The sequence below is a fragment of the Serratia silvae genome, from assembly GCF_023282985.1.
Classification (GTDB): domain Bacteria; phylum Pseudomonadota; class Gammaproteobacteria; order Enterobacterales; family Enterobacteriaceae; genus Chania; species Chania silvae.
This window is the reverse complement of sequence record NZ_JAGQDC010000003.1, coordinates 278,919-304,088: the sequence shown is the minus strand read 5'-3', so window position 1 is coordinate 304,088 and position 25,170 is coordinate 278,919. Positions and strand designations below refer to the sequence as shown.

The 25,170-nt window shown below is 53.5% G+C and carries 16 protein-coding genes and 3 pseudogenes; 6 read left to right on the top strand and 13 right to left on the bottom strand.

The features are described from left to right. Window positions 1-79 precede the first annotated feature (79 nt). The 8 genes and pseudogenes from KAJ71_RS05710 to KAJ71_RS05680 all read right to left on the bottom strand — a co-directional run bounded on the left by KAJ71_RS05710 (window position 80) and on the right by KAJ71_RS05680 (window position 9,872). Entirely contained in the window at window positions 80-1,639 is a 1,560-nt protein-coding gene (locus tag KAJ71_RS05710) for a PglL family O-oligosaccharyltransferase (protein WP_248944808.1), read from the bottom strand. Window positions 1,640-2,154: 515 nt separating this feature from the next. Further along, window positions 2,155-2,518 (bottom strand): annotated as a pseudogene (gene murP, locus KAJ71_RS05705) (PTS N-acetylmuramic acid transporter subunit IIBC); the annotation flags it as partial. Between the two features lie 39 nt (window positions 2,519-2,557). Next, the gene (locus KAJ71_RS23605) at window positions 2,558-2,707 is read right to left on the bottom strand and encodes a PTS transporter subunit EIIB (RefSeq protein WP_375540722.1); all 150 of its coding nucleotides are present in this window, start codon (window positions 2,705-2,707) and stop codon (window positions 2,558-2,560) included. Between the two features lie 23 nt (window positions 2,708-2,730). Beyond that, window positions 2,731-3,639, bottom strand: coding sequence for an N-acetylmuramic acid 6-phosphate etherase (gene murQ / locus KAJ71_RS05700; protein ID WP_248944807.1), 909 nt, complete (start codon window positions 3,637-3,639; stop codon window positions 2,731-2,733). Between the two features lie 531 nt (window positions 3,640-4,170). Continuing rightward, window positions 4,171-5,898, bottom strand: a complete 1,728-nt coding sequence (locus KAJ71_RS05695) for a LeoA/HP0731 family dynamin-like GTPase (protein ID WP_248944805.1) — start codon at window positions 5,896-5,898, stop codon at window positions 4,171-4,173. Next, window positions 5,870-7,579, bottom strand: a complete 1,710-nt coding sequence (locus KAJ71_RS05690; protein WP_248944804.1) for a DUF1269 domain-containing protein — start codon at window positions 7,577-7,579, stop codon at window positions 5,870-5,872. The genes KAJ71_RS05695 and KAJ71_RS05690 overlap by 29 nt, the downstream gene beginning before the upstream one ends. 2 nt (window positions 7,580-7,581) lie before the next feature. Beyond that, complete coding sequence (locus KAJ71_RS05685; RefSeq protein WP_248944803.1) at window positions 7,582-8,244, bottom strand: hypothetical protein; 663 nt, start codon at window positions 8,242-8,244, stop codon at window positions 7,582-7,584. 1,385 nt (window positions 8,245-9,629) lie between these two features. Next, on the bottom strand, window positions 9,630-9,872 hold the full coding sequence (locus KAJ71_RS05680) for a DUF1127 domain-containing protein (protein WP_248944802.1): 243 nt from the start codon (window positions 9,870-9,872) through the stop codon (window positions 9,630-9,632). Between the two features lie 163 nt (window positions 9,873-10,035). Here KAJ71_RS05680 and KAJ71_RS05675 point away from each other — a divergent pair, with 163 nt between their 5' ends. Continuing rightward, window positions 10,036-11,481, top strand: coding sequence for an aminotransferase-like domain-containing protein (locus tag KAJ71_RS05675; protein WP_248944800.1), 1,446 nt, complete (start codon window positions 10,036-10,038; stop codon window positions 11,479-11,481). Between the two features lie 167 nt (window positions 11,482-11,648). Here KAJ71_RS05675 and KAJ71_RS05670 read toward each other — a convergent pair. Further along, a pseudogene (locus tag KAJ71_RS05670) lies at window positions 11,649-11,878 on the bottom strand (IS5/IS1182 family transposase); the annotation flags it as partial. Here KAJ71_RS05670 and KAJ71_RS05665 point away from each other — a divergent pair. From KAJ71_RS05665 to KAJ71_RS05650, 4 genes and pseudogenes are all read left to right on the top strand, one after another. Next, window positions 11,871-12,115, top strand: a pseudogene (locus KAJ71_RS05665) (RstR family transcriptional repressor); the annotation flags it as partial. The pseudogenes KAJ71_RS05670 and KAJ71_RS05665 sit on opposite strands and share 8 nt — an antisense overlap. A gap of 56 nt (window positions 12,116-12,171) precedes the next feature. Then, entirely contained in the window at window positions 12,172-12,381 is a 210-nt protein-coding gene (locus KAJ71_RS05660; protein WP_248944798.1) for a SymE family type I addiction module toxin, read from the top strand. A gap of 14 nt (window positions 12,382-12,395) precedes the next feature. Beyond that, the gene (locus tag KAJ71_RS05655; protein ID WP_142016786.1) at window positions 12,396-12,641 is read left to right on the top strand and encodes a RepB family protein; all 246 of its coding nucleotides are present in this window, start codon (window positions 12,396-12,398) and stop codon (window positions 12,639-12,641) included. Next, on the top strand, window positions 12,638-12,970 hold the full coding sequence (locus KAJ71_RS05650) for a hypothetical protein (RefSeq protein ID WP_248944796.1): 333 nt from the start codon (window positions 12,638-12,640) through the stop codon (window positions 12,968-12,970). Before KAJ71_RS05655 ends, KAJ71_RS05650 begins: the two co-directional genes overlap by 4 nt. 56 nt (window positions 12,971-13,026) lie before the next feature. Here KAJ71_RS05650 and KAJ71_RS05645 read toward each other — a convergent pair whose 3' ends face one another. After that, complete coding sequence (locus tag KAJ71_RS05645; protein WP_248944794.1) at window positions 13,027-13,218, bottom strand: DUF4926 domain-containing protein; 192 nt, start codon at window positions 13,216-13,218, stop codon at window positions 13,027-13,029. A 19-nt stretch (window positions 13,219-13,237) separates the two neighbouring features. Further along, window positions 13,238-13,615: a DUF6883 domain-containing protein gene (locus tag KAJ71_RS23600; RefSeq protein ID WP_511268703.1), complete on the bottom strand. Its 378-nt coding sequence runs from the start codon at window positions 13,613-13,615 to the stop codon at window positions 13,238-13,240. On the opposite strand from KAJ71_RS23600, the gene KAJ71_RS05640 reads away from it, so the two are divergent. Next, on the top strand, window positions 13,578-13,658 hold the full coding sequence (locus KAJ71_RS05640; protein ID WP_511268704.1) for a hypothetical protein: 81 nt from the start codon (window positions 13,578-13,580) through the stop codon (window positions 13,656-13,658). The genes KAJ71_RS23600 and KAJ71_RS05640 overlap by 38 nt on opposite strands. A gap of 47 nt (window positions 13,659-13,705) precedes the next feature. On the opposite strand, the gene KAJ71_RS05635 is transcribed toward KAJ71_RS05640, so the two are convergent. Then, window positions 13,706-14,191, bottom strand: a complete 486-nt coding sequence (locus tag KAJ71_RS05635) for a hypothetical protein (RefSeq protein ID WP_248944793.1) — start codon at window positions 14,189-14,191, stop codon at window positions 13,706-13,708. Further along, window positions 14,188-25,170 carry a hemagglutinin repeat-containing protein gene (locus tag KAJ71_RS05630; protein ID WP_248944791.1) on the bottom strand — a complete coding sequence of 3,661 codons (10,983 nt, stop codon included), beginning with the start codon at window positions 25,168-25,170 and terminating at the stop codon, window positions 14,188-14,190. Before KAJ71_RS05630 ends, KAJ71_RS05635 begins: the two co-directional genes overlap by 4 nt.

The following is a 25,170-nucleotide window of genomic DNA, read 5'->3' as shown; positions in this document are numbered from 1 at the left end:
ATAAGCCACTGACCAGCTCATTATCCTACTATTATCAGCGCATTGTTGGCTCGCGCGGCTCAAATGTATTCTGGGTATTTCACTCAGGCAAATCGGTTAAAAACCGTGGATCGGTGGGAAATAACGCCCCTGCTTCCTGGCGTAAACGCCGGTAAGTGGCAGTATCCTGTTGATATTGCGCGATAGCTAACCATGAGGCATAAACATTTTTATCGATCCGCCGTGCAAGATAGTCCTGCGCCCATCGGGTGTAGTTTTCAAGCAGGCGGGGATCGCGAGTCTGGTTATACATTAGCAACGCATGAGTCTGTTGATCGTAATGCCAACGTTCGGTATTAACCCAGGGATCAAACTCCATAGCACGGCGAGCAGGCTGAATATTCGCTAAGTGATTACGTTCAACGGCGGTTAAAGACAAATTGGCATATAACCCAAAACTGGCCATTATGAGCATGGAGGCTGAAGCCATGGGCACGACAACTCGTAAAAATGAGGGAGTTACCGAAGAAAAAGTGGTGCACTCTATGGCCTTATCGGTTTGGCGATCCCACTGTGCCAGCAGCAATAAAAAAATGGCCCAATGTGCGCTAGACAGGATAAAGGGATATTCCGTTTGGCTGTGTAACAGCAAAGGGAGCAGCGTGATGGCCAATGCCAGACTTTCGCCTTTTTTTCGCCAGGATAGCCAGAACAACCTGATACCGGCACACAGTAAGATCACCATGCCTGCCAAGGTAACCATTCCCCCTTCAACCCACCACAGCAAGATTTCATTATGCGGATGGCGCACCACGCCAAAACCCAATGTGGATAATCCGGCAGCCAGACGGTAGTGCTGAAAACCGTATTCGAATCCGCCGTAACCCCAACCCAGCCAGGGCTTTTCGACGATCATCTTTAGGCTGTCCTGTAACATCATCAGCCGAGCCTGGTTTGACGCGGCGTGTTCAACCGTTTCAACCCCTCCATTTATTTGAAAAATCAGGGCGATAGCGATACCAAAAAGCATTAAACCTATTGCGATTCCCGTGAGCTTTTTTGCCTGCCGCCATCCCAACCAGAGCAACAACGCCCCGCTGATACCGCCACCAAGCCAACCTATCCGTGACTGTAACCACACCAATAGCGCGGGGAACAGCACCAGCACCAACCCCAAGGCATATCGTCTGCCTCGTTCTGCTTTTGGCTGAGTTAAGGAAAAATCAGGCAACAATAACAGCATCAATGCCAGAGCCAATCCGCTGGCGATAAAGCTGGCCAGAACATTCACCTGTTGGAAAACGCCATAAGGCCGGCCGTTTTTCATTGGGTAGTCAAACCAGGCCGGTACGGTTCCCGGTAAGGTCAATTGCAACAGAGCGATCAGCGCCTGGAACATAGCTGCCAGCAGAATGGCGTAAAATAGCCAATGGCGGGCAAAGTACGGTGGACGATATTGCATCCATGAGACATAAAAAACCCAACCACCAACCAACCCAAGCCAGCGTGCCAGCCCAGCACTCTGCCAATGGGGGGAGGTATATAATAGGGGAATTGCCAGGATCACCACGGCCAGCAGCAGCCAACGGACTGTTACACTAAGAGAGATTGGGGTGTTAGCCGATAGTGTTAACCATAGGGTAGCAGTAGTGGCAGCCATCACCGCCCAAGTCAGGATATTATGCGGTAGTTTCAGGCCGCTTCCGCCCATATTAGGTAGGGCGAGTGGGCTAAGAAATATCAACCAAATAAGTAACAAGCCTAGAGGCAATAAGGATAACACCATCGGGCTTGCCAATGGTAACGTGTTTTGTGGATGACGCATTTTTCACCTGAAAAAATAAGTCTCAGTGTTGAGAGAGACGGTATTATTCTTTTATGGCTATCACTCTTCAAATTTCGGAGGGGGGCGAGTAATAAATTGCACTTCAATTATTGTAATTGATAAAAAATGATACATTTAATTTTTTATAATAACAAATTAAATGTTTAATGAAAAACCGAGATCGCAAACACAATGGCAATATTGCTGAATTCCTAGGGCTGAATATACACCAAGCACTCACTAACTCATTGATTACTTTGCAGATGCTACATAAAGCGCCCGTTTTAGCGTAGCCGATTGAGGTGTGTCTGGCCCTGCAAACAGGGCCATTTCACGATGAAGTTATTACATCAGCCTAAATCAACATCCTTGCTGCCAAACAGCCAGGTCAAAATAAACCCGGCGGTATAAGAGATCAAAATACCAGCAACATACACCAGCATACCGGCAAAAATACCCTTGGCCGAGGTCATCAGTGGGATCGACACCAGGCCCGGAGGGCCAAACACCGCATTCAGCCCCACCGGCAACCCCATCCAGGCAACCAGGCCGATAAAGAAGCCACCCCAGGCAGGCGGTAACGAATGGCTTCAGGCACAGTAAGGTGACGCCGTAAATCAGCGGTTCACCTATCCCCAGCAGGCCGGGGAAAATGGCACCTTTAATCTGGGTACGCAGCAGAGAGCCCTTAGGAGAGCGAGCAAACAGCGCCAGTGTTACCGCGTGGGTCGATCACCAGCCCAAAAAAGTCACTCATACCTGCGTAGTAGCCAGTAGTCCCTTCTGGTACATAGCGTAAAACAAGTGACGATCTTTTAGCGTCAGACGCAGCCTGGTCATGCAGTTACCGCAGATAATGATATTTTTACTGCCACCCACCAGAAGTAAAATTTGCTCTATCATAGGAACGGTGATTTTCGCCATGGTTATGCCTGTATCCCTTGCAGTGCTTGACGGATAAATCCTTTGTTTTTACTCAAAACCGCACTGGCCTCTGGTGCCGAAAGACCGCCAAGGATCATCACAATCGCGGTTTTGCAGTGGCGCTGACATTGATTAAGTGCCTCTTCCGCCTCTTCTGGGCTGCACTCGGTGGCTTCGACCACGATATTGACCTGCCGCTGTATAAGCTTGGCGTTGGTGGCTTCCACGTCGACCATCAAGTTGCTGTAAACCTTGCCGCTGCGGATCATCGCGCCGGTGGTGATCATATTCAGGATTAACTTCTGCGCCGTTCCCGCTTTCATACGCGATGAACCGGTCACCACTTCTGGCCCCACCACCGGTTCAATAGCGATATCGGCTGCCTGGCTCATTTCGCTATTCGGATTACACGAGATGGCTACAGCAGTCGCACCAATGCTACGAGCGTAAGCCATAGCCCCCAGCACATAAGGGGTACGGCCGCTCGCCGCGATGCCGACCAACACATCACGCGCGTTGAAACCGAGATTACGCAGATCCTGCTCGCCCATTTGCGGATTATCTTCGGCATTTTCCACCGCCTGCAAAATCGCAGCATGCCCCCCGGCAATCAGACCAACTACCTGCTCACGCGGCGTGCCGTATGTTGGTGGGCACTCACTGGCATCCAGGATCCCCAACCGGCCAGAGGTGCCCGCTCCGCAATAAATCAATCGGCCACCGTTGGCAAAAGCCTCTACCACCAGCTCCACCACCCTGGCGATTTCTGGCAAGGTGGCGGCTACCGCCAGCGGTACTTTTTGGTCTTCGCTGTTGATCACAGCGAGCATGTCCAGAGTCGGCAGCGTATCAATTTGCGAACTGACCGGGTTACGGCTTTCCGTCACCATCTGGCTTAAATTTATCTTCATAGGGGCTTCCAATGGGCTAAGATTTTCGACAATGTTAAGGAATTATTTATTCAGCAAATGTGATAATCGTCACGGTAAGTCTATTCTAGACGAGAAGTAAATCAGGAATAAAGCGGAAAAAAACCGCTATTTAAATTTTCAACAACTTCAAATAAATAAGTCAAAGAAATGAAAAGCCCCCTAACAGGCATAATCTATTACACACAATGGAGATATTGTTGATGTCCGTCCTGAACGAAATCACCTGGTTGCAGCCAAGCCTGGCCAAAATGCGAGCATAACAATTAACAATCTGGATGACTGATCGCCAAAAAAAACTGACTATCATTAAAACAACGCCGAGAATGATCTCAACAAATGATGGCCTTCAACAGGCCCCCCTCTCGGCAGTCAGGTGTTTGACCCTTTTCTTGAGTAGGACAATATCTCAGGGGTCGACATGCATTCGATTTGCAACTGCGGGTTTTCCTGACAAACCTCTCCTGTTCGCTATATAGGGGCGCTACTGCGCCCTTCTAATAGGAATCGCTATCAAGCTGGTGTACTGTTCACTGGCAACCCCAACGTTTGCAACTGCATTTGCAGACCGACAAGTTTTTGTTTGTTGTCACGAACTGCTTGTGTTTTCTCGCTTAACTCCGTAATCACTTTCTCTGCTGCAACAATTTGTGGGGCAAAGAAAGAAATTATCTTTTCGTCATCAGCAAGAATAATGCAAATGTCTTTAAATGAGCCTTTAACAATGTCAGACAGTGACTCCTTAATCTCCTTCAGTTCCTGCTCGTGTGCATGAGCCTTCCAGGCAGCATACAAATCTGAGCTCACAGAAATGGCCACCCCGGCTGGCCCCGCCCACTTGGAGATCCCACCTGCAAGTTTGGTCGCCTGCCATGGTTTGAATTTGTACACGTAACCAGTCAGTTTACCCAACGTGTCCCGTGCGGCGAAAATGGTTGCTTTAATCGTCGCAGGGCTAACGTTAGCAATGCCCTTAAATGCTCCACCAAGCGACTTAAAAGCGCCCTCACCCAAATCACTCAAAAAGCTTTCACTCGATTTTAATTGGTTATTTATGTCGTTAGACAACTGCTCCGCAATGGCCGTAGACTGGTCAAAAAATCGATCGACAGTGCGCTTGATGCGCCGTTGGAGCTTGTAACCCACACCGTCTTCGGTATAGCCCAAATCGTCGTCGAGAAATTCGCGGATATCTTCCATCGAAAGAGAGCGTAAGCGCCCCAGCAGCAAACGTTCCATAGATTCCAACTCTTCCGCTAGTTCCCCAGCCAAACGCTTAACGTCACGGCGACTTTGGCGAATATCCTGAGAAGAACGTTCGAATTTCTCATCGCTATCTCTTAACCAAACAGTTAACCCATCAAGCTGTTGCTGCGCCAAAGTGACACGCTGGCCAACAACATCTCGCACTACGTCCATGCCGGTTTTGGCGATCAGCATTTCTGGTACGTTTTCCGCCAGAGTCTTCCCGGCCATTTGCTTCAGGTCGTTAATACGCGAGCGGCTCTCATAATGTTCAGGTTTATTAAACCAGAATTCGAGGCCACGCCCGTTCGGATTGGAGGCGATACAAACGATTTTGAGCAGGTCACATTCGGCAGGCGTCAAGTTAGCCGCACGCTGTAACTTGCCTTTCAGGTTCTCTTTTTTAATCGCCGCCTGTTCGTCAAACAGTACCTGGTTAGTCAGTTCAGTAACTTCGTCCATTTTGTTGATGATGAAAATGGTTGAAGAGAGTTTGTTAAGATCGCGCAGCACCCATTTCGCGATATCGCTGTGACTGTCCTTGAGCGGATTAGTAGCATCAACAACGTAAAAAATGAGGTGCGCCTCTGAGATATAACGCTTAGTGAGCTCCTCATACATCACCCGCTCCCCGTCAATTTCCCGCTCTTTATCCCCAAACAGCCCCGGCGTATCAACGATTTCACATTGCCCAGGTAAACCTTCTGGCTTGTAGATGCTCAGCCGATCAGAAGACTCATCCATTGAAATATTCATGTCTTCCATGACATTACCCAACCAAGCAGCGATGACGCTGGTTTTACCATCCGAAAAAGCACCGAGTAAAGCAATACGTAGGACGTCTGAATTAACTGCATCAATCGCCGAGTAAATCTTTTCCAGATCTCTACCGACTTCAATATCCATTTCGCCGAGGGTTTCCAACATGTCACGCAATACGAGCAGGTTGTCAATTGCGGCCTGTTTTTCAACACTGAACTGGTTGAATTGTTCCATAAGGCATACTCTCTATCTGATTTTTAGCTGTTGTTATACGAGCAATTTGTTCTTCCAGAATGCTCAATGGACGCTGTAGTGATTGCTGCATCTCCTTGACCTTAGGCAGTATTGACTCTTCAATTTCCTTCTGAATAGTGGCCACCAGGCTACGAGCATCCTGCATGACGGTATCGAGAGCCTCACTGTGCACATCTTGCAATTTACTTCGAACCTTATTTTGCGCCTTTCTAATGCGCGAAGCTTTGCTCGTAAAGAGGCCCATGAGTGTCACCAATGCTCCCACAACTGCACCTAATGCAGCACCAATTGCGGTACCAATACCAGGGAAAATGCTGCCAACGGTACCGCCAGAGACAGCGTAGCTACTGATGGTAAACGCCATGGAGCCGAAGTCTGCCAGTTTCAAACCATAATCGAGAGCAACATCGCTGCCAAAGGTAAGATTTGCATAGCTATCAACCCGTAACTGCTGCTGGAACTCAACGTTATTAATATCCTCCATAAGGCGGGTCAGAGCTTGAAACAGGCGCTCCTGTAATTCTTTAACGCTTTGCACAGTTTCTACCTCAATTGCCCGCTCGGTATCTGTCTGGCCTTTTTTAAAAACTCGGTTAATACTGTTAGTGATGCATGCACCATCACCAAAATTGTCTTCCACAATGATTTCACTCTCGTCCATTAACTTATTGAAGAAAGTGTTCCATCGGTTTCGACGGCTGTTCAACACCCCTTGTTCAAACGAGATGATTGCGTTTCTGAAAGAGTCTTGACAATCTCGAAATTTTGGTGCGATCTTTTCGAGGAAATCGCGGTGTGCCAAAAGCTGGCTGTCCAGCAACTTTAGATAATTCCCCAACAGGCTGAGAACTTTCTTCTTATTACTTTCAACAATATCCTCTTTGAAAGTTAATTGTTTTCTCTTGATAACCTGTTCAACAGCGTGGAGCTGACTGAACTCAAGCATCGCCTGCTGCGAAGAAAAAACGGTTAAGAAACTTTGCTGCTGAGCCCCCAGATTATGCTGACGTGCAGGGTGAATGGTTGAAATCCCGGTACTGGCATCGTAAGCCAGCGCCGAGAAGGCCAGCAACCCTTGAACGCAATCGCCCTGAAGTATTACATCTTCACCAAGAACGGGGGTCAATACTTCGACAGTCTGTGACAATGCGGAAGCCGCGCCTCCCTGAGCGGCCAGACTTTCTCGATCCTCCTCAAACTCGTAGGCCTCTGCAAAACCGCGCACGTTTATTAGTGGATAAACCTGCGTGCCATACTGTAGGTATGATTTAATTTTTAGTGCAGTCGCGGTTTCTGGTTTTTTGTTAGTACCGTTGACGTAGATAACCAGATGCGCTTTAGCAACGGCTTCTTTTACCTGATGGGCATATTTTGATTCGTTGCCTTCAATACCCGGCACATCGATCATCTGGAAGGTTTTACTGTTAAGATTCAGGGTATAGCAGGTGTTTCCCTTAGTAAAATCCTCTTCCCCGGTACCAATGATTAAACCGTCGATACGCCGTGCCGAATATTTGCACCTTTCAACCTGAATCAGGGATTGTCGCAAAGCGGGTAGGTTTTTGTTCATCAAACGATCGAGAGTCACATCAACCGGCTGTTTGCTGTTCTGTGGCAGAATATCGGCTGCGTAATCCGCTAGTTGACTTGTCGCATTCATCGTTAATGCCCCGCCAGTTCGCTGATCAGGTACATAGCCCCAGCGCCGATAGCCAGCCCAATAAAGGCGCTAGCGAAAATTTTATTTCGACTCTTCGCAAAAGACGTTTTTTCCAAAATAGCCAAACGGGCGGCACTTTCTTCTAGCTCCAACTGCTGTCTGGATTGACTCTCATCAAGCTCTACTTTTAGACGCAAAGCGCTTTCACTATCGATAATTCTTACGAGCTCCAGAGAGGCACAGTGAATATCAGAAACTCTTTGAGTCATATCCGAGTAAAGTGTCCCAAAATCAGCTCTTACCTGCTCAACACAGGTTGTTAACGCTTGTTCCGCCTTGTTCAGATCGTTCTCATTGCTGGCAAGCAACTGTTGGCGCGATCCTTCGTTAAAAAGAATTCGCAGGGATTCTATTAATGTACTTTTTCCTGCATTAGTTTCACCAAAGAAAGCAAGGGTGAATTTATCCCACTCGGCATTTTGTTCAAGAAACAATAATTCATTACTGAAATTATTATGCAACTCACTTAACTGTTCAGTCATTACATTCAGATGGGCTTTGCCCTCTTTATTATCAACTTTTAACCCAGATATATCCTTCAATGTTTGTTCGATATTGCGCGCCACATCATTATAAAGGCTATTGAATTTTTGTGCGGTATTCATTTTATGACTCACAGTGATTTAATCATTTTCCTGAGCAAAATGCTGTTCCTGAGAAAAACAGATACCCAAAGAACTAGTCGTACCATTTCACCTATCCGAATATACGTTTATCGCCTGCTCACAGGGCAACTTTCGCCATTATAATCAGTAGGATGCTCCTCATATTAGCCAAATCTATCCTTAAACCTCTGTGTACTTTGCCGCCTGGTCATTTTACTATTACAATTTGGACATAGGTGCTGCTTCTTACCTTCGATCTTCCAGGTAAAATATTTTCTCTTGAAGCCAGCACTGCAGACATCACACTGACGCGGTTTAAATACCGCCGTTCCGATTGCAAGTAAAATAAACCCTAAAACTAACCACTCCATTTCTCAGCCACTCCTATCCTTAAGTATACCTTACCAATACCTCATAAATCACAAGGTTTCAACTAAGACGACGGCAAAAACTCGCAGTTAAGTGAGATGGGTCAACATCTGATGAAACAGTCTATGAGGATCTACCGACCAGCGCGAAGCAGCAAATTGAACAGACGCTTGCTGTGATGGTCGTTGATCAATCCTCGATGGTAGACCAAGAATCATCAGTAGCGGGGTTTTGTTGAAGCAGCCAATAGAGCAGGATTTTTGTGGTGCGAATACCTCATACTTCAATAAATAAGCCACCAGTCAGTGCCACCGACCCACCGGAAGAACATCAAACCTGATCTTAACACCCTTGCCCACATGAGGCCTTTCGTCAAAGAGAAAACGCAATGTGCGACATGGCAGGCTAATTCCACGAAAAAAGAAACCACCCACATTACAATCCTGAGTAACACGTCACCAATTATCTCAAACATTCCTTGCCCTTTTTGTCCATAAAAGCAGCACCACACGGAGGTGAGTTGCTTGTCACAACCAATACTTAATGCACACCACTGCCCATACGAAAATATATAGGCCGTACCCCATCAGCCGCCTAGCCCCGCTTTTCCTTCTTTATTATTTGGAATATGCCGATAACAATCAATATCACAGATAGAGATATTACTACATAAACCCAAAAAAGGAATATAAGCAGCGGAGTAGGGTTATGGATCATTTATTAGTCATCATCATTGATAAAAAATTAATGTAACACACGTGATTCTACTGCCGCTTGACTAACCACTCAATGCAGATGCAGACGCACACATACCAAGCTCACCCGGCCTCAATTCAACATAGCCGAGCATTTCGCTGGTAAACGGGGCCTGTTCACGAGGAAAATCATCGGTATAAACATTGATAAATACGACCCATAGTACCTATTTTGCTACCAGCCATTATCTCGCTGTCTAAGCTGGCGCAGCATGCAAAGTAAGGGTTTTATGCTCCCTCTCATGCCCTGCTCACCTCTTCTCAGCGCCAGAACGGACGGCTGTAGTCTCGCTTGATATCATCCCGGCTCAGGCCGATATCCTTTAGCTGATCGCCATTCAGCCTTGCCAGCGTATTGGCGGCTTTGCGCCGCTCATTCCATCGATTTCCCCATCTGTATGCTTTTAACCATAAACGCGCAAAAATATTATGGCGCTTTTTTGTTGCTCGCGCAGCCGATAAATAGCTTTCATCCACTTGATTTTCAATTACATTACTCATCATCAACTCCCCATCAGTAGGTGAGCTATTAGCATGATGCTTGGGTGAAAAACATTACAGATGCAAAGGTCAGCTATTATTTCCATACAGATATGTGCTAAACAGTCTGAATGGTAAAAATCAGCGCCATCTGTACTGGTTCCTCTCTCTTTATCAGGTGATATCAATGACTCGCTACCAACAATTGGCCAATATCCTTAGCCAGCGCATCAAAGAAGGGCTGTATGCTGCCGGAGAGCGGCTGCCTTCAGTTCGGGTATTAAGTGACGAGCATGGGGTCAGTATCAGCACCGTACAGCAGGCCTATCGGCAACTCGAAGAGTGCCTGCTGATCGAAGCACGGCCGAAATCGGGATACTTCGTTCGCTGTAGCTCAAATCTGCCTGCTTTACCCGCGCTATGCAGCCACGCACAACGGCCTGTCGAGATATCTCAGTGGGAAAATACGCTGGAGTTTTTGAAGGCTAGCGCGCAAGAGAATGTGCTACATCTGGGCATCGGTACACCCGACCTTTCTGGCCCTGGCCTGAAAATACTCAGCCGCTTGCTTGCCCGTATCAGCCTGCATCAAAGCCAGGAAGTGCTGGATTACGACAGTATTTACGGCACCATGGCATTGCGTGAGCAGATTGCCCGCCTGATGCTGGACAGTGGCAACCATCAGTCAGCAGAAAATATCATCATTACCTCTGGCTGCCATGGCGCACTGGCTATTGCCCTAGGGGCCGTTTGCCAGCCTGGCGACATTGTAGCGGTGGATTCCCCCAGCTTTCATGGTGCGATGCAGACCCTAAAAGGGATGGGGATGAAGGTGATTGAAATCCCCACTGACCCAGTGGTGGGAATTAGCCTGGAGGCATTGGAAATGGCGTTGGATCAGTGGCCAATTAAAGCCATCCAACTGACACCAACCTGCAATAACCCGTTAGGTTACAACATGCCGGATGAGCGCAAGAAAGCACTGCTGACGTTGGCTCAACGCTATGACGTGGCGATTATTGAAGACGATGTCTATGGCGCGCTCGCTTATCAATACCCACGCCCGCCTACCATTGCTTCATTTGATGATGATGGCCGCGTATTGCTATGCAGTTCTTTCTCTAAAACCGTTGCGCCCGGTCTGCGTATTGGTTGGATTGCACCGGGGCGTTACTTAGAAAAAGCGTTACATATGAAGTATATTTCCGCCGGGCGGGTCCCCACCTTACCGCAGCTGGCCATGGTTGAATTCATCAAACAAGGGCATTACCTACAACATTTACGCCGCATGCGCCGCCAATATCAACGTAATCGCGACATTATGACGGGTTGGATCATGAAGTATTTCCCGCCGAATACCTGCCTAAGTAGGCCGCAAGGGAGCTTTATGTTATGGGTGGAGCTGCCTTACGGATTCGATAGCCTGCGCCTGAACCGCTATTTGTTGCCACAGGGCGTACAGATTGCCGTCGGATTTATTAGTTCCGCAGCAGGAAAATATCGCAACTGCCTTCGGCTCAGTTACAGCAAGCCCATGACTCGTGAGATTGAGCAGGCGATCCAAAAGGTGGGGAAAACGATTTATGAGTTGCTGGAAGTGGAACAGCCCGCTGTGGTGGCAAACCAGCCATAGGCTGCTGATAGCCCTACCGGTTTACAACGCAGAGGCGCAGCATGTCCGCTGTTAGCTTGTTCGGAAAACGCGGGGCTAATGATTGGCCCCATACGTAGATTGATGATCTTATTGGCTTTGTTGAATAAATAGGATTTGGATAACAGATCCTACTGTCAGTCATTTTCTCAGACAATCCGTACATTTTCTGGCATGCCTCCACGCGTCATTTTGTTCAATGCACGGATCATGGCCATAGCCTCACCGACCGCCGGTTGTAAGCCGTATTCCATTTCCAGTAGGCGTTACTTCCCGTAAGCCGCTGCCTCTCTACCGCCTGATTTCGGTCTGCATACTCCGTTGGCCAGTAACCTGCGTGGGTTCGCGGCGGGATCAGTGCCTTGATTTTCTTGCGCCGCTATGAGGCAGGGTCTGCACAACCAACCTTAGACGCCCTGATTAGGTAGGCTAAGGTGTTGCATGTCTCGCTGGATGGATTGGTATTTGATGAACATGAGCGTGGCCCATCTGATGATTTGGCCTTGCAGTTTGAAGCTGTAAGCGGGATGCCGGAAGAAGAATGCCAGATTATCAAGGCATTACTCGATAGGATGATTTTAAGTACCAGGCTAAACAGATTACTGAACGCGGCTAAAGCAGGCGGCAACCTGCCTTAACCGCTAACCACAACAACTAGCGGAGCTAGTTACTATGGCTGATACACATCATAAGTCAGAACCCGCCACACCCCAAGCCCGTCAATGCATTGTGGGTTACCGCCCCAACGGTGGCAGGCCCAACCCGCTACCTCAGCTCACTCTCAAGGGCCGTTGGTTGGAGCCGCTGGGATTTACCACCGGCCAGCGGATCGAAGTGATCACCGAACCGGGTCAGTTGATCATCCGCGTCGTTACGCAGTAACAGGGAGGTTCATCATGGCCAAGACCAACGCACAACGCCAAGCGGAGTACCGCGCACGTCGTCGCCGCGACGGGGTAAGCACTCGCCTGAACATCGAAGTCAGCCTCGTCGCCCATTTTGCGCTTGAACGACTCGCGCACCATCACGGCCTGACCCAGCGCCAGATGCTGGAACAACTGATCACCGGCCCCCATGAGGCCCTGTGCAAGAGCCTCGAGGGCGACGACTTCCGGCGCTACATCGATATGGGGGTTGCATGAACATCACCTTTACACCCCAACCAATCCCGGGACGGTGGCTCTCTAGCCGAGCTGGGTTTTCCCCCGGCACACCGTTACAGCTCACGTTGCGCGCCGATGGCCTGTGGATCACCTCCGTCACCGATGCGGCCACCTGGGAAGCCGTCTGTGAGGCTAGTCAACATAGGCAAGATTTAGGGGCGGACTGGGTACGGCAGAACGGCGAGGTGATCATCGGTGGGGGCTGGATCATAGAGTCCGGGATCACCGATGTGGCACAACTGGAGATCACCGCCGCACCCGGTGTGATCCAGTTACGGCGGCGGGAAGAGGACACTTTTAGGGCTTAGAAGCAAAGATCCCGGCCAGTTGGCCGGGATCTTTGAGCGTTACTAAAAATATACTATTACCTTGATGATTCAATGTCATCAGGGTAAACCGTCAAAACATCTAATGTAACGCCTTCATTATCGACGAATTCAACTTCATAACCTAAAGTAGGTTCTTGATATATCATAACAACTGCTCCCCTACATCCTGTTAGCACAGTGTCAGACAAGTCTTTTTTGGCTTTAACTACATCGTATTCTTTGATCATAAAGTAAATACCAATATATTTATTTCTTAGCTGGAATAGCTTTTACGAGCCTAACCACACCGTCATTATTCTCGATCCAACCAAATTTAACATTAATCGTTCTGCCATTCGTACCAGTTATTGGTATCACCTGATCATATTTTGTACCAAACTGCGTTTCTGCTGTTTTAACGGCTTTACCAGAGTCAAAAACGATTTTTTTCGCAAGCTCGTTTGAGTTTGTTTTGTTAAAACCAAGAGCACTATCGAACCATTCCGCCTTACTTCCTCCGACAGGATGTTGTTTATCTAACAGATAGTTAGCTAATTTCTGATCAACACTAACCCAGCTTACCCTCAAGGGCCGTTGGCTGGGATCGTTGGGATTTACCACCGGCCAGCAGATCGAAGTGATCACCGCGCCGGGTCAGTTGATCATTCGACTGGCAGAAGAAGCATAACCAACTGACTTATAAAGTAAAAACCCGGCACCAAGGCCGGGATTTTTCTAATTATTCAGCGAGTAAGTTTTTGAAAAATCATTGTACGTTTCATGAAGATGATAAAATTTTGCATCAGGATCATCTTTCAGTTCTTCATATCTTTCCATTAGCTTTTTGAATAAACCTTCTGGTACAGGATAAGGAACTGTCTCATTTTTTGCACAGTAAAAATAGAACAGTGCCTTTTCAAGCTCTGCAATAGTTATATTTTCCGCATTGCCAGCCAAATACTCAAAGGCGTAAGACCACTGATCTGATAACAATAAAAAACTTAGTGCCGAACCTTTAATAAAAACACCATCGACATTATTTGAATTAAGTATTTTTTTACAAAACGACAGACAACACCCCAGATCTTTAACTAATAAATCACTGAGGCATTCTAATGCGTCATCCTCTGGATCATTAAAGGAATCAGCCTCTACATAGCCATTAGTCAAGTAACTTTCCAAGCCTTCAATGTTTTTATCAGTACTATTTACCTTTATCATTTGAATGCTCCCGTATTAACAGTTGAAAGTCTTTTTGTGCCATCAGGTAATATTGTCCATGTAGCATAAACCCTTACGTTGCCGTTAGGCCCTGATACCACAACAGATGTTTGTCTATTTGCAGACGTAGCACCCTGTGCTGAGTCCAATAACTTATCCATTATCATGCTGTTATTACTAGCAGTATTCACTATACCTGCTTTATCTAATACGCGAGCCATATCTTGAGAGCGCTCAATATTATGGATTTGTTTTTCTAGCATTTCCATCTTTTTCGCATTATTTGGATTTTTTGCAAATTCTTTTTGGCTGCTAATTTTTGCATCTTTTAAAGAATTATATTCTTTTTGCAAAGACTCAAGATCACCAGAAGCTTTGCCACGCATATATAGTTCAATCTTATCGACAGGTATTTTCGCATCACCTTTTACAGCAGTGATGTGATTTTTCCCATTAGCATCTGGAAGTGAACTAACCTCAAAACTATTAGACAACCGCTGTTTACCAGCCAGAGCTTCTATCTTACTGGCAGCAGCAGAACCTATTACTGGTGCCATCGAAGCCGCTACAATCTTCATCCCATCGTAAGTAGAGACGTATTGTTCTGCCGTCGCCTTATCTACGCCAAGTTGCACCATGGCATAGTTCACCATCGCATCCTTCACCTGTTGCTGATTCTGCGCGTCAATACTGGTGATATTCAGCAGGTTTACTATCTGGCCATAAGCATCAGAGTACATATCACTGACTTTATTATTGTACTGCCCAGTTTCGTACTCACCCTTGGCCGCGATAACCTCCAGTCTCGCCGCACCACAGGCCGCACTGGCTGCCGCACCATTTCCGCAGGCCTCGATCACCTTCTTGTCGCTGGCGATATCCTTTTCACGCAGTTCATTAATCGTCTGCTGGGCCTGCTCACGCTCTGCCGGATCTTTGCTGTTCTGGAGTTTCTGCTTCGCCAGCTCAAGCTTCGTCTTTTCTTCCACACTCAGATAGTTATTCTCCACCGCATTCTTACCCGCCTGAGCCGCGGTCACTGCACCGCCAGTATCGCCCATCGCCAGGCCGCCCGCAAGTCCTGCGGCCAGCTCGCTCAGCGCGCTTACCTGCTGTTTCTCGCTCTCGCTCAGTTGCTCTGCGGTCTTGCCCGGGAACAGCTGGCTGGCAATGTAGCGTGCCGCCAATTCACCGCCGCCGGCCCCAAGCCCACCGGCTACAGCTGACTGGTTATTCAACTGCGCCGTCACCGCACCCAGCACTGCGTGCGCCATCGCATTGGCCGCGACGTTCACCTGACCGTCGGTGGTGGTCAGTTTCTTGATTTCTGTCGCCAGATACGGTGACGCGCCGCTCGCCAGCGCCCCGGCCAGGTTGTTGCCCGCCAGCGCCGTCAGCGCGCCCGTTACCGCCTGCGCCGCCTTCTGCATGTCGCTGCCGGTGCCGTACTGCTGCATCGCATTATCATAGGCCCGCTGCATCACCGCCGCGTCGCTGGCCGGTTTGCCGTCTTTGGTCAGCTGCTCCCGGGCCTGCGACAGTGCGCCTGGGTCTGTCTGGGCCTTCAGCCCGGCGATTTCGCCCTGCGTGCGGATAACGTCCATTGCCTGACCGCCGATTTCCCCGATAAGCTGCGCCTGTTTGAGCCGGCTCTGCTCCTTCTCTTTGTTAAATATCGGGCTAATGCTGCCGTCATTGGCGTGGTCAGTATCCCGGTTTAGCGTGGTGACATCCTGCTGTTGCTTGTCCGTATCCCGGACTGTCAGCGTACCTTCGCTGACGCCGGCCTTCGTCGTGCCCTCTGCATGACCGCTGTTGTTAGCCCCCGACAGCATGCCGCCGGCCATATTGGTCAGCAGGTCCTTGCCCACCGGCCCGCCAGTGCTCAGCGAGCCGCCGCTGTGCTCGGCGGTGTAGTCGGCCTGGTTGTGCATGTCGCTCCAGCCCAGGGTGCCGGTGTCGAGGCGGTTCTTGTCCTTGTCCGCGGTGCTCGCTATCACCGCGCCGTCGAGCTGGGTGTGCTCTTTGACCGTGACGTCATATCCACCTTTGCCCGCAAACAGCCCGGTCTGCTCTTTGACGCTGTCGAAGTTGCTCTTGAGCTTGTCCTGGCTGACGCTCACGTTGGCCGAACCGGTCATCGAGCCGAAGGTGAAACTGCCGCCCGCGCTGGCGTTCTGCTGTTTCGCGTCATAGCGGTCGCTGTCCCGTTCGCTTTCAAGCGTCAGGTTGCGCCCCGCGTCAACGGTGATTTTTTCCCCGCTGGCCTGCGCCCCTTTCAGGGTGGTGTCACGGCCGCTGGTCAGGCTGAGATGGTTGCCCGCATCAAGCGTGGTTTCAGTATGGGTCAGGCCGTTGCCGTTCTCATGCCCCTTAGCGGCGTTCACACCGGCAGAGACGCTGATGCCGTAACCGCCCGAGCCGACGCCGATACCCACGCCGACGTTGCCACCGCGGCTTTCATTTTTGCCAGCAGTACTTTCGGTATTCCGCGCAGACTGCAGGGTAATATCCCGCGCCGCATCAAGCGTCAGGTCCTTACCTGCTTTAAGCTGACTGCCGGATATCGCGATATCGCCACTTTGCGCTGCGTTATTCTTCCCGGTCGCCGTTATCGACAGGTTTTGCCCGGCCGCAAGCGTGCTGCCCTGCGACTGGCGGCTATCGGTGCGGGTTTCGCTCTTCGACGACTGACTCCCGTAGGAGGCGGTGACGCCTACAGTGTTGGTGGCGCCCTGGGCAGCACCTTTATCACCCGACTGCAGGCCGGCGGCGGCATTTTTCGCATCCGCCGCCTCGGTCAGTGCGTTGTCACGCGCATAGGACTGAGCTGCCTGGGCACCGGACAACGCCGCCTTAGTGTTCTGCAGCGCACTGAGGCGACCGTCGCCTTCTTTTCTGGCCTGCTGCGCCGAGCTCACGGCGGTGTTGAGCGCACTGCCCACGGTGCCCGACAGCGCCACGCTTAGCCCACTCTGCTTCTGCTCGAAGGTTTCCGTACGGGTGCGCTGGTCATAGCCCGGGTCGATAGTGACACTGTCTCCGGTAAGGTTCAGATCCTTGGTCGCCACCAGGTCAGCGCCGCCGATGTGCAGCTGGTTGCCCGCGGTGATACTGACGCTTCCCTGGCTGCTCCCCACGGTACTGACGCTCTGGCTCTGGGTGGTGCCTTTCTCGTCGACCTCGTGCTTGCTCGACTGCTTACCTATCGTGAAGCCGATGCCGCCGCTGCCCAGCAGGCCGCTTTTTTTCTTCTCTTCCAGAAGATAGTGGGACTCGGTTTCGGTGGCAGCGACAATATCGACGTTGTGACCGGCCTGCAGGCTGACGTCGCGGTCGGCGGCAATCGACGACCCTTTCACCGTCAGGTCGTTACCGGCGCTGACGCTAACGCTCTCCCCGCTGAGCAGGGTGCCTTTCTCGCGCGTGATGCGGTCATCCGTCACGGTATGGCTGCTGCTTTTACTCAGGAAGCCTTTTTTCTGTGAGCGCTCTTCACTATATTGAGATTCGCTTTCGCTGGCGGTATTGAGCAGGACATCTTTTTTTGCCTGAAGCGCGATGGCACCCTGTTCGCTGTGCAGCGTACTGCCGGTGACCGTCAGGTCGCCCTCACGTGCAATGGCCGTCACGCCTTGTTTGCCGCTGAAGGTGCTGCCCGTGCTGGCCTCGCGCTCGGTTTCCTCTTCGCGGTGGCTACGCGTCTTGCCCTCGCGCTTGTCTTGGCTGTCCTGAGCGAGCGTGTGGGTGCGCGCGTCAGTGATGGTCACGTCCTGTGCGCTTACGCCAATGCGGCCTTCTTTGCTGTCAACCTGAGCGCCCTCGGCCAGCAGTTGGTTGCCCGCCACCAAGGTTACGCCCTGGTCACCGCCGAGAGTGCTGAGCGTCAGGCGCTCTTCCTCGCGGCTGTTGCTGACAGACGAGGTGCGGCTGCCGGCCTCAAGATGCGAGGTATTGGTGGTGGTATCGGCCTTGATGTTGATATCGCCCCCGGCCTGCACGCCCAGCTGGCCTCCGGCCTGGGCCTGGCTGCCGGTGAGCGCCACGTCCCGCCCGGCCGACAGGCTGAGGTCGCCGCCGGCGGTCAGCGTGCTGCCCAGCGCCTGCTGCCATTCGCCGCTGACCTGCGCCATACGCTTGCCTGCATCCTCCATCCCGGCGTTGTTGCGGTTGCCCATCGAGCCTGAGATGACCTCAACGTCAGCGGTGCGGCTGTTTTTGGCCGTGGTAATGGTCAGGTCGTTGCGCGCACTCAGGCTGAGGGTGTCGGTCGCGGTAAGTTTCGCGCCTGCAAGCGTAATGTCGGTGCCACGCAGGCTGATGTCGCCGGCGCTCATCGTCGCCTGGCGCAGCGCGTCCTGCAGATTGGTGCTCATCGACAGGGTGTCGGCCTGCACATCAATACTGCCAGCCTTAATGTCACCGCCCTGGTGCAGGAACTGCCCGGCGTCGACGGAGAACGCCTTGTCGGCAAACAGGTTGCCGGCATTGGTGATGCTGCCGGCCGAGAGTTGAAGATTGCCGCCACCAATCACCGCGCCATCACCGGTCAGGCGCAGCGTGGTCTGCGCCAGGTAGACCTTCGGCACCCACACCGTTTGCGGACCGTCGGCCGTTTGCACCGTCTCGCTGACCAGCCAGACGATGTCCTGCTGCAGCGCGGCAATCTGTTCAGGCGTCAGTGTCACACCCGGCACCAGATGGAAGTCCTGCGCGATTTGGGCGCCGTTACTCATTAGCTGCTGGTACTGGGCCATCGCGTCTTCACCTCTGACGGACGGTTTACCGGTGAGTGCCAGCACCTGTTCACGCACCAGGCGCTGCTCGTAAAAACCGTCGCCCAGGCGTTTGTGCGCCTGAGCCGGGTCATAACCCACCCGGTCGAGCAGATAATCGCTGCTGATAAACTTATCGCGGTTGGTAAAACGTTCATCGGTGACCACCAGGAACGGGCTGCCGGCCGCCGTATGCTGTGAAAACAGGCCATTGTTAGGCACGCTGGTCGCCACGCTGCCCAGGTGTTGCATTTGCGTCAGCGCCAGCTCCGAAGGCAGCAGCGGTCGTCCCAGCGGCGATGTCGGGGTGATGTCGGACGGCGTAAGCTGGCTACCCGGTGCCAGCGCCATATCTCCGCCCTGGTGGCCAGCGCCTTCCACCGTAAAGGCCAGCGGATTTCGCTCAAGTTCGGCGCGCTCGGCATCCACGGCGTTCAGCGCGGCCTCCAGCCGGCTGATTTGCGCCTGATTTACCGTCGTGTTGGTGATGCTGGCTCCGTTGATGGTGACGTTGCCGTTGCCGGTAATAATGCCGTCAATGGTCGCCAGCGCCGTGGTTTCGTCATGGTTGAACGTCGGATACCAGTGATGGGTGTCCTTGTCATAATGATCAACGATAACCTCCTGACGACGCTCATTGACCGAGTAACCCCGGTTGTCCACGCTGCCGCCGCCGTCCTGCGTCAGGTTACCGTTCGCCGTGATGACGCTGGCGTCATTGAGCAGTTGCCCGGTGATGCGCAGCAGCATGTTGCCACCCGCCAGAATACGTGCGCCGATACCTTCATTTATCAGCGCATCGCGCGTGACGGTGCCGGTCGCGGTACGCTCGCGCAGGTTGTTGTAGTCGGTAACGTAAGGTGCACTGTCGATATCAATGTGCCGTTCCGGATCCCATTGTTCGAGGCGTCCCCGATCGTGTTCGCGCCAGAACGTATTCTGGTAGGGCGTAGGCACGTTGTTTTGACGGGGGCCGCGGGTCTCATAAAACGTCATGGCGTAGGTGCCGTCAGCGTTGGGGGTCAGCGCAAGATAGTTCACCCACAGGTCGGTCAGTTGGCCTTTATTGTCTTTCACACGCACCTGGGCGCGTTTGCCGGGGGCATCGATGGCCAACAGCGTGCCGTAGCGGTTACTTTGCACCGCCGCGTCATCCTGGAAAGTCAGCTCCTGGGTGGTCGGCGCCATGGTGCTCTTATCCGTATTCACCGCAGAGCCGAAAGAACGCCAATAAAGGTTGGCGCGGTGCCACTTGTAGTCGCTCTTTTCTGCATCGCGCTGTATCTCCAGTCCTTCGCGCAGATTGTCCAGCCGGCGGGCCTCGACAGTCAGGTCGCCGTCCGCTTCTATAACGCTCGCCCGGTTCTCAATCAGGTCATCGCTGTGAAGGGACAGGCGGTTGCCGCTGTAGAGCAGGGCACCGTCTCGGTTGCTCAGGCGCTCATCGGCCGCAAGCTGAAGGCTTTGGGTCGCTGCCATCACCGCAGGCTGACCGTGGTTGTCAATCGTGCGTGCGCGCACGGTGATATCGTCCCCCATCAGCGCGGCGGTGTTGTCGAGCGCCTCGGCGCTGAGCGTCATCCGGTCCGCCTCGATACGCCCGGTGTTCTGCAGGGTGCCGCCGGTCGTCAGCTGCAGCGTTTTGCCCACCAGCGTCGCCGGGTTGGTGATACCCGCGGCGTTGAGAACCAGGTTACCCGGCAACAGCCAGTCCGCGAGGTTATTAAAGACACCGCTCAGGGAGAATGTTACCGTTCCGTTGCTGCTGACGGTTTCGCCCGCAGTGCGGGTGTAGTCCTGCTGCGCGGTCAGCGTGAGCGACTGCAGACCGAGCAGGGTACCCTGCTGATTTTCCAGGGTGCGCGTATGCAGGGTCAGGTCATCGGCACTCTCTATCCGTCCGCCCTGATTGAGCAGGGCGAGCGGTGAATCGGTCGGCGACAGTCCGGCGTTGATATCAAGACTGCCATTGGCCAGAATGCGCCCCTGGCGGTTGTCTAACCGTGAGGCCGCCGAGAGAGTGAGGGTGCCGGCGCTTTGCAGACGGCCTGCCGCGTTGTCGATGTCACGCGCGGTAATGCCTGTGTGCGTGGTGCCCAATATCAGGCCACCGTCGCGGTTGTTCAGTTGGTCGGTTTGTACGTCAAGCGACGCCTGGCTGCTGAGCGTCCCCTGACCGCTGTTGTCGAGCGAGTCAGCCTTGAGCGCCAATCCCTGAGTTGCGACGAGCTGACCGCCCTGGTTATTCACCTGCGTGGCGTCAAGCGTCAGCGACGCAGCACTGTGAATCTTGCCCTGCTGGTTGTTAAGCCGGTCGATGTGATAGGTGCCCACCCCCTGACTGATGATCGTGCTGCCAGCGTTGTCCAGCTGTGCCGTCGTCAGGTCAATACCGCCGCGGCTGCTGAACACGCCCTGTCGGTTATTGATATTGCCCGCCGTCACCCGCTGGTCACCGTTGCTGCGTACCGCACCGCCGGTATTATCAAGCATGTTGAGAATGTGCAGCGTAAGCGCCTGCTGGGCGTCTATCGTCCCGCCGGCATTGTTCAGCGCCTGTGCGTCGAGCGACAAGCCTTCACCGCTCTGCAACTTGCCGCTGCGGTTATCCAACCCGCCGTTCAGATTCAGGCGCAGCAGCTTCTGACTGTATACCTGACCGTTTTGGGTATTGTTAAGGCTCAGGGCGTTAATGTTCAGCGCCTCTCCCGCCAACCACTGGCCGCCCGCGTTGTTTATTGCGCCAGCGGAGGCATCCGGAGTCGAGCCCTGCACGGCAAGCAGATCCTGCGCTGAAACCTTACCGGCGCGGTTATCGATATCCTGCGCAACGTGTAGCACCAGGTCTGCCGCCGACTGCAGGACACCTTTGGCATTGCCCAGCCAGTTTGCTGAAAGCTGCGCATCTTGCTGGCTTTGCACGCTGCCCTGCGCGTTGTCAAAACCACCGCTGACGGCGTGCCAGCCACCCTGGCTGCCCATCCAGCCACTGGCGTTGACAATGTCCTGCGCGTTGAGCTTCTGCGACAACTTACTGAAAATGCGTCCCTGGCCATTATCCAGCGTCCCGGTGAACTGCATGTCCAGGCTGTCCAGCGCGTTGATAGCCCCCCGGGCATTGCGCAGGTCGGCGGCGCGCACCCACGTGCTCCCGTTGCCGGTGAGCGTGCCGCCCTGGTTGTCCCATTCCCCGGCGAGGCTGAGGGACAGCGCATTTTGGCTGTAAACCAGGCCCGACTGACGGTTGGTCAATCGCCCCCCCTGGAGGGACAGAGCGCCGCCGCTTTGCAGCGAACCCCCGTCATTGTCAAACAAGCTGGCCCCGCCTGCGTTGACCGTGAGTGCCTGCTGCGCGGTCAGCTTGCCCTCGCGGTTAAGGATAGCGCCTGCACTGTTAAGTCTCAGGTCTCCGCCGGACTGCAATCTGCCGCCGGTGTTGTCAAGGGTGCGTGCGTCGGCGGTCACCTGCCGGCCACCCTGTGCGGTACCGCCACGGTTATCCCAGTCGCCCCCGGCGTTTAGCGTGAGGCCATTACCGGCCTCAAGCCAGCCGCCAGCATTGTTCAGCTTTTGCTGCGACGTCAGGGTTACATCGTTTTGGGCAATGACCTTACCCAGGGCATTATCCATACTGCCGGTCGTCAGCGTCAGCGACTCACCACTGATTTCACCCTCTCCGTTCCCGAGCAGCCCAGCCGCGGTGAGGGTGAGCTGCTCACCGCCCAGCAGTTTGCCAGCGTCGTTGCGCACGTCCAGTGCCGTTACAGTAGTCCGCCCGCTTCCGGTAAGCGTGCCGCCGCGGTTGTTGAGGTTACCGTCGGTGAGGACCGTCAACGCTTTACCTGCGCCCAGCAGTCCCCAGGCATTGTCCAGCCCCTGGCGGGCATACAGGTCTAACGTCTGTTGGCCAATCACCTTACCCTGCGTGTTATCGAGGCTGTCAGCGCTTACCGCCAGCGCCGTGCCGCTGATTTCCCCGCCGCGGTTGGAGGTGTGCCCTGCGGCATTAAGGGTTAACTGCTGGCCGGACAGCAGCTTGCCGTCGTCGTTGTTGACGGCGCTCGCCACCGCCGTCAGTGACGTTTCGCCCTGCGCCGTGCCATTCCGGTTGTCCCAGTCGCCCGTGCGGATGCTCAGGCCCTTGCTCGCCCCGACGAGGCCGCCCTTGTTGTCCAGCCGGTCTGTCGTTAGGCCGAGGTCGCCCTGGCTGATGACCTGCCCCTCGGTATTATCCAGATATCCGGCCGTCAGGGTGAGCTGGCCGCCGCTCAGGGTGCCGGACTGATTGCTGACGTCACCGCCCGCGCTGAGCGTCATGGCGTTGCCGGCAAGCAGGTTACCTCCCGCGTTGTTGACCGCGCCGGAGGTGTTCACCGCCAGCGCCGCCTGCGTTTTTACCGTACCGTTCTGATTGTCCAGACTGCCGGCGTCAAGCCGAAGGTCGCCGTTGCTGCCCATCTCGCCGCCCGCATTGTCGAACAAGCCACCGACTCGCCACTGCTGCGCCACCTTATCGAGTGCCAGCAGGCGGCCGCGCTGGTTAGTCAGCGCCGCTGCGCTGAAACTGAGCTGACGGCTTTCTATGATGCCGTCGGTGTTATCAAGCTGTCCCATCAGCGTGAAGCGACTTTCACCATTTCCCGTCTGGGACCAGGCAGCCTGCTGATTGAACAGGTTATTCGCATCGACGCCCCAGCGTCCCGCTCTAACCTGAGCCTGCCTTGCATCAACATCACCGGCGGTGTTAATGATAAGTTGTTCACTGTCGACGGCGGAATGCCGCAACGCCACGCCGCCTTCCCGCGCGGTCAGGGTAGCCTGTTTGGCGGCCACCTTTGCATTACTGATATCAATCCGGCGTCCTGTCGCGCTGACGTCCTTTTTACTGAGCAGGCTGCCGCTCGTGCGAATATCGCCCTGGCTTTCCAGACGCAGGCTGGCATCGCGTACAATCTGGCTGTTGGTATCGCTGCCCGCCAGAAGGTGCCCGCTGCTCTCTATGCCGCGGGCAGCGTTGAGGTGCACATCACCCGCCGCGGCCAGGGTGCCTGTCTGCGTCAGCGTGCCCTCGCGGCTCTGCACGGAGAGTTGACCGCCGCCGTGTAATTTACCCTGATAGTCGATAGCGTCTCTGGCCGCTAGGCTGATATCGCCGCCGGCCTGTGTTACGGCATTCTGCGTATCCGATTGCCAGCTGAGCTTGCCCTCACTGCTCACGGTCAGCGTCTTACCCGCCTGAACCTGCGCATTCTGATTGCGCACGCCTACGCCGGCTTCGGTGCCTATCATGCGGATACTGCCGCTGTACATGCCGCCCATCTGGCCCATGTCTATCGCAAGCTGGGGTTTAGCGCTGCCGTCATCAGAGAGCGGCGCCACGTTTTTTCCGTCCGCACTTATACGGTTGCGGCCAGCTACCACCGACACTCCCTCTTTGGCCCAGACGCCGGCGTTGACTTCCACCGCTCGGGCAAGAATGTCGACGTACTCGGTATCATGACGGACGTCACCGTTGAGTCCTCCACCTTCAATGCGCACTACGCCGCGCTCAACCTGGTATCCCGCCACGCTGCCGTCGGCGTTCATCTGCGGCTTGCCGGTGGTCAGCGTCATGCGTCCGGCATTGATGGTGCCGCAGCCGTTGCACACAATGCCGGCAGGGTTAGCCACAATGACCTGCGCCTTGCCGCCGGCCACTTCCAGAAAACCACGCAGCTGGCTGGGATTATTGCTGTTCACTTCGTTGAGGATAACCCGCGCCGGTGCCGTATTGGGATTAAGATGGGGATTGCCCTGGATCATGCCGGCCATCTGTGTGGACGTCATCACCGCAGAATTGTTGAGGATGGCGCCTTTTTGATCGACGTCGAACTGCTGATACTGGTTATGCGATACCCCGGCCTGATTGGGGGCGGTGATGTTGACCTGCGGCAATCCGTTCTGGGTAGCGATCACCTCCGGCCGCTGGCCGGGCGCGGCGCTGCCGTCCGCCACAATGCCGTTGGCCATGACCGGCCCGGCAAGCATTGCCAGCCCCAGCAGCCACACCGTCCGCCTAAGAGTCACCCACAAACGGTTCTCCCCCGCGATGCCGGCACCGCGGTGCTGACCGGGTTCGTTGCTGCAGCTGCGGGCCAGTTCGGACACTACCCGCAGTTCTCCGTGGGTGCGGCTAAATATCAGGCGGTAGCAATGTTTGTTCAT

Bases quoted from the DNA above. Each gene is read 5' to 3' on its own strand.
- KAJ71_RS05710 (WP_248944808.1), bottom strand. From the start codon at position 1,639: ATGGCTGCCACTACTGCTACCCTATGGTTAACACTATCGGCTAACACC.
- KAJ71_RS23605 (WP_375540722.1), bottom strand. From the start codon at position 2,707: ATGATAGAGCAAATTTTACTTCTGGTGGGTGGCAGTAAAAATATCATT.
- murQ (WP_248944807.1), bottom strand. From the start codon at position 3,639: ATGAAGATAAATTTAAGCCAGATGGTGACGGAAAGCCGTAACCCGGTC.
- KAJ71_RS05695 (WP_248944805.1), bottom strand. From the start codon at position 5,898: ATGGAACAATTCAACCAGTTCAGTGTTGAAAAACAGGCCGCAATTGAC.
- KAJ71_RS05690 (WP_248944804.1), bottom strand. From the start codon at position 7,579: ATGAATGCGACAAGTCAACTAGCGGATTACGCAGCCGATATTCTGCCA.
- KAJ71_RS05685 (WP_248944803.1), bottom strand. From the start codon at position 8,244: ATGAATACCGCACAAAAATTCAATAGCCTTTATAATGATGTGGCGCGC.
- KAJ71_RS05680 (WP_248944802.1), bottom strand. From the start codon at position 9,872: ATGATGAGTAATGTAATTGAAAATCAAGTGGATGAAAGCTATTTATCG.
- KAJ71_RS05675 (WP_248944800.1), top strand. From the start codon at position 10,036: ATGACTCGCTACCAACAATTGGCCAATATCCTTAGCCAGCGCATCAAA.
- KAJ71_RS05660 (WP_248944798.1), top strand. From the start codon at position 12,172: ATGGCTGATACACATCATAAGTCAGAACCCGCCACACCCCAAGCCCGT.
- KAJ71_RS05655 (WP_142016786.1), top strand. From the start codon at position 12,396: ATGGCCAAGACCAACGCACAACGCCAAGCGGAGTACCGCGCACGTCGT.
- KAJ71_RS05650 (WP_248944796.1), top strand. From the start codon at position 12,638: ATGAACATCACCTTTACACCCCAACCAATCCCGGGACGGTGGCTCTCT.
- KAJ71_RS05645 (WP_248944794.1), bottom strand. From the start codon at position 13,218: ATGATCAAAGAATACGATGTAGTTAAAGCCAAAAAAGACTTGTCTGAC.
- KAJ71_RS05635 (WP_248944793.1), bottom strand. From the start codon at position 14,191: ATGATAAAGGTAAATAGTACTGATAAAAACATTGAAGGCTTGGAAAGT.
- KAJ71_RS05630 (WP_248944791.1), bottom strand. From the start codon at position 25,170: ATGAACAAACATTGCTACCGCCTGATATTTAGCCGCACCCACGGAGAA.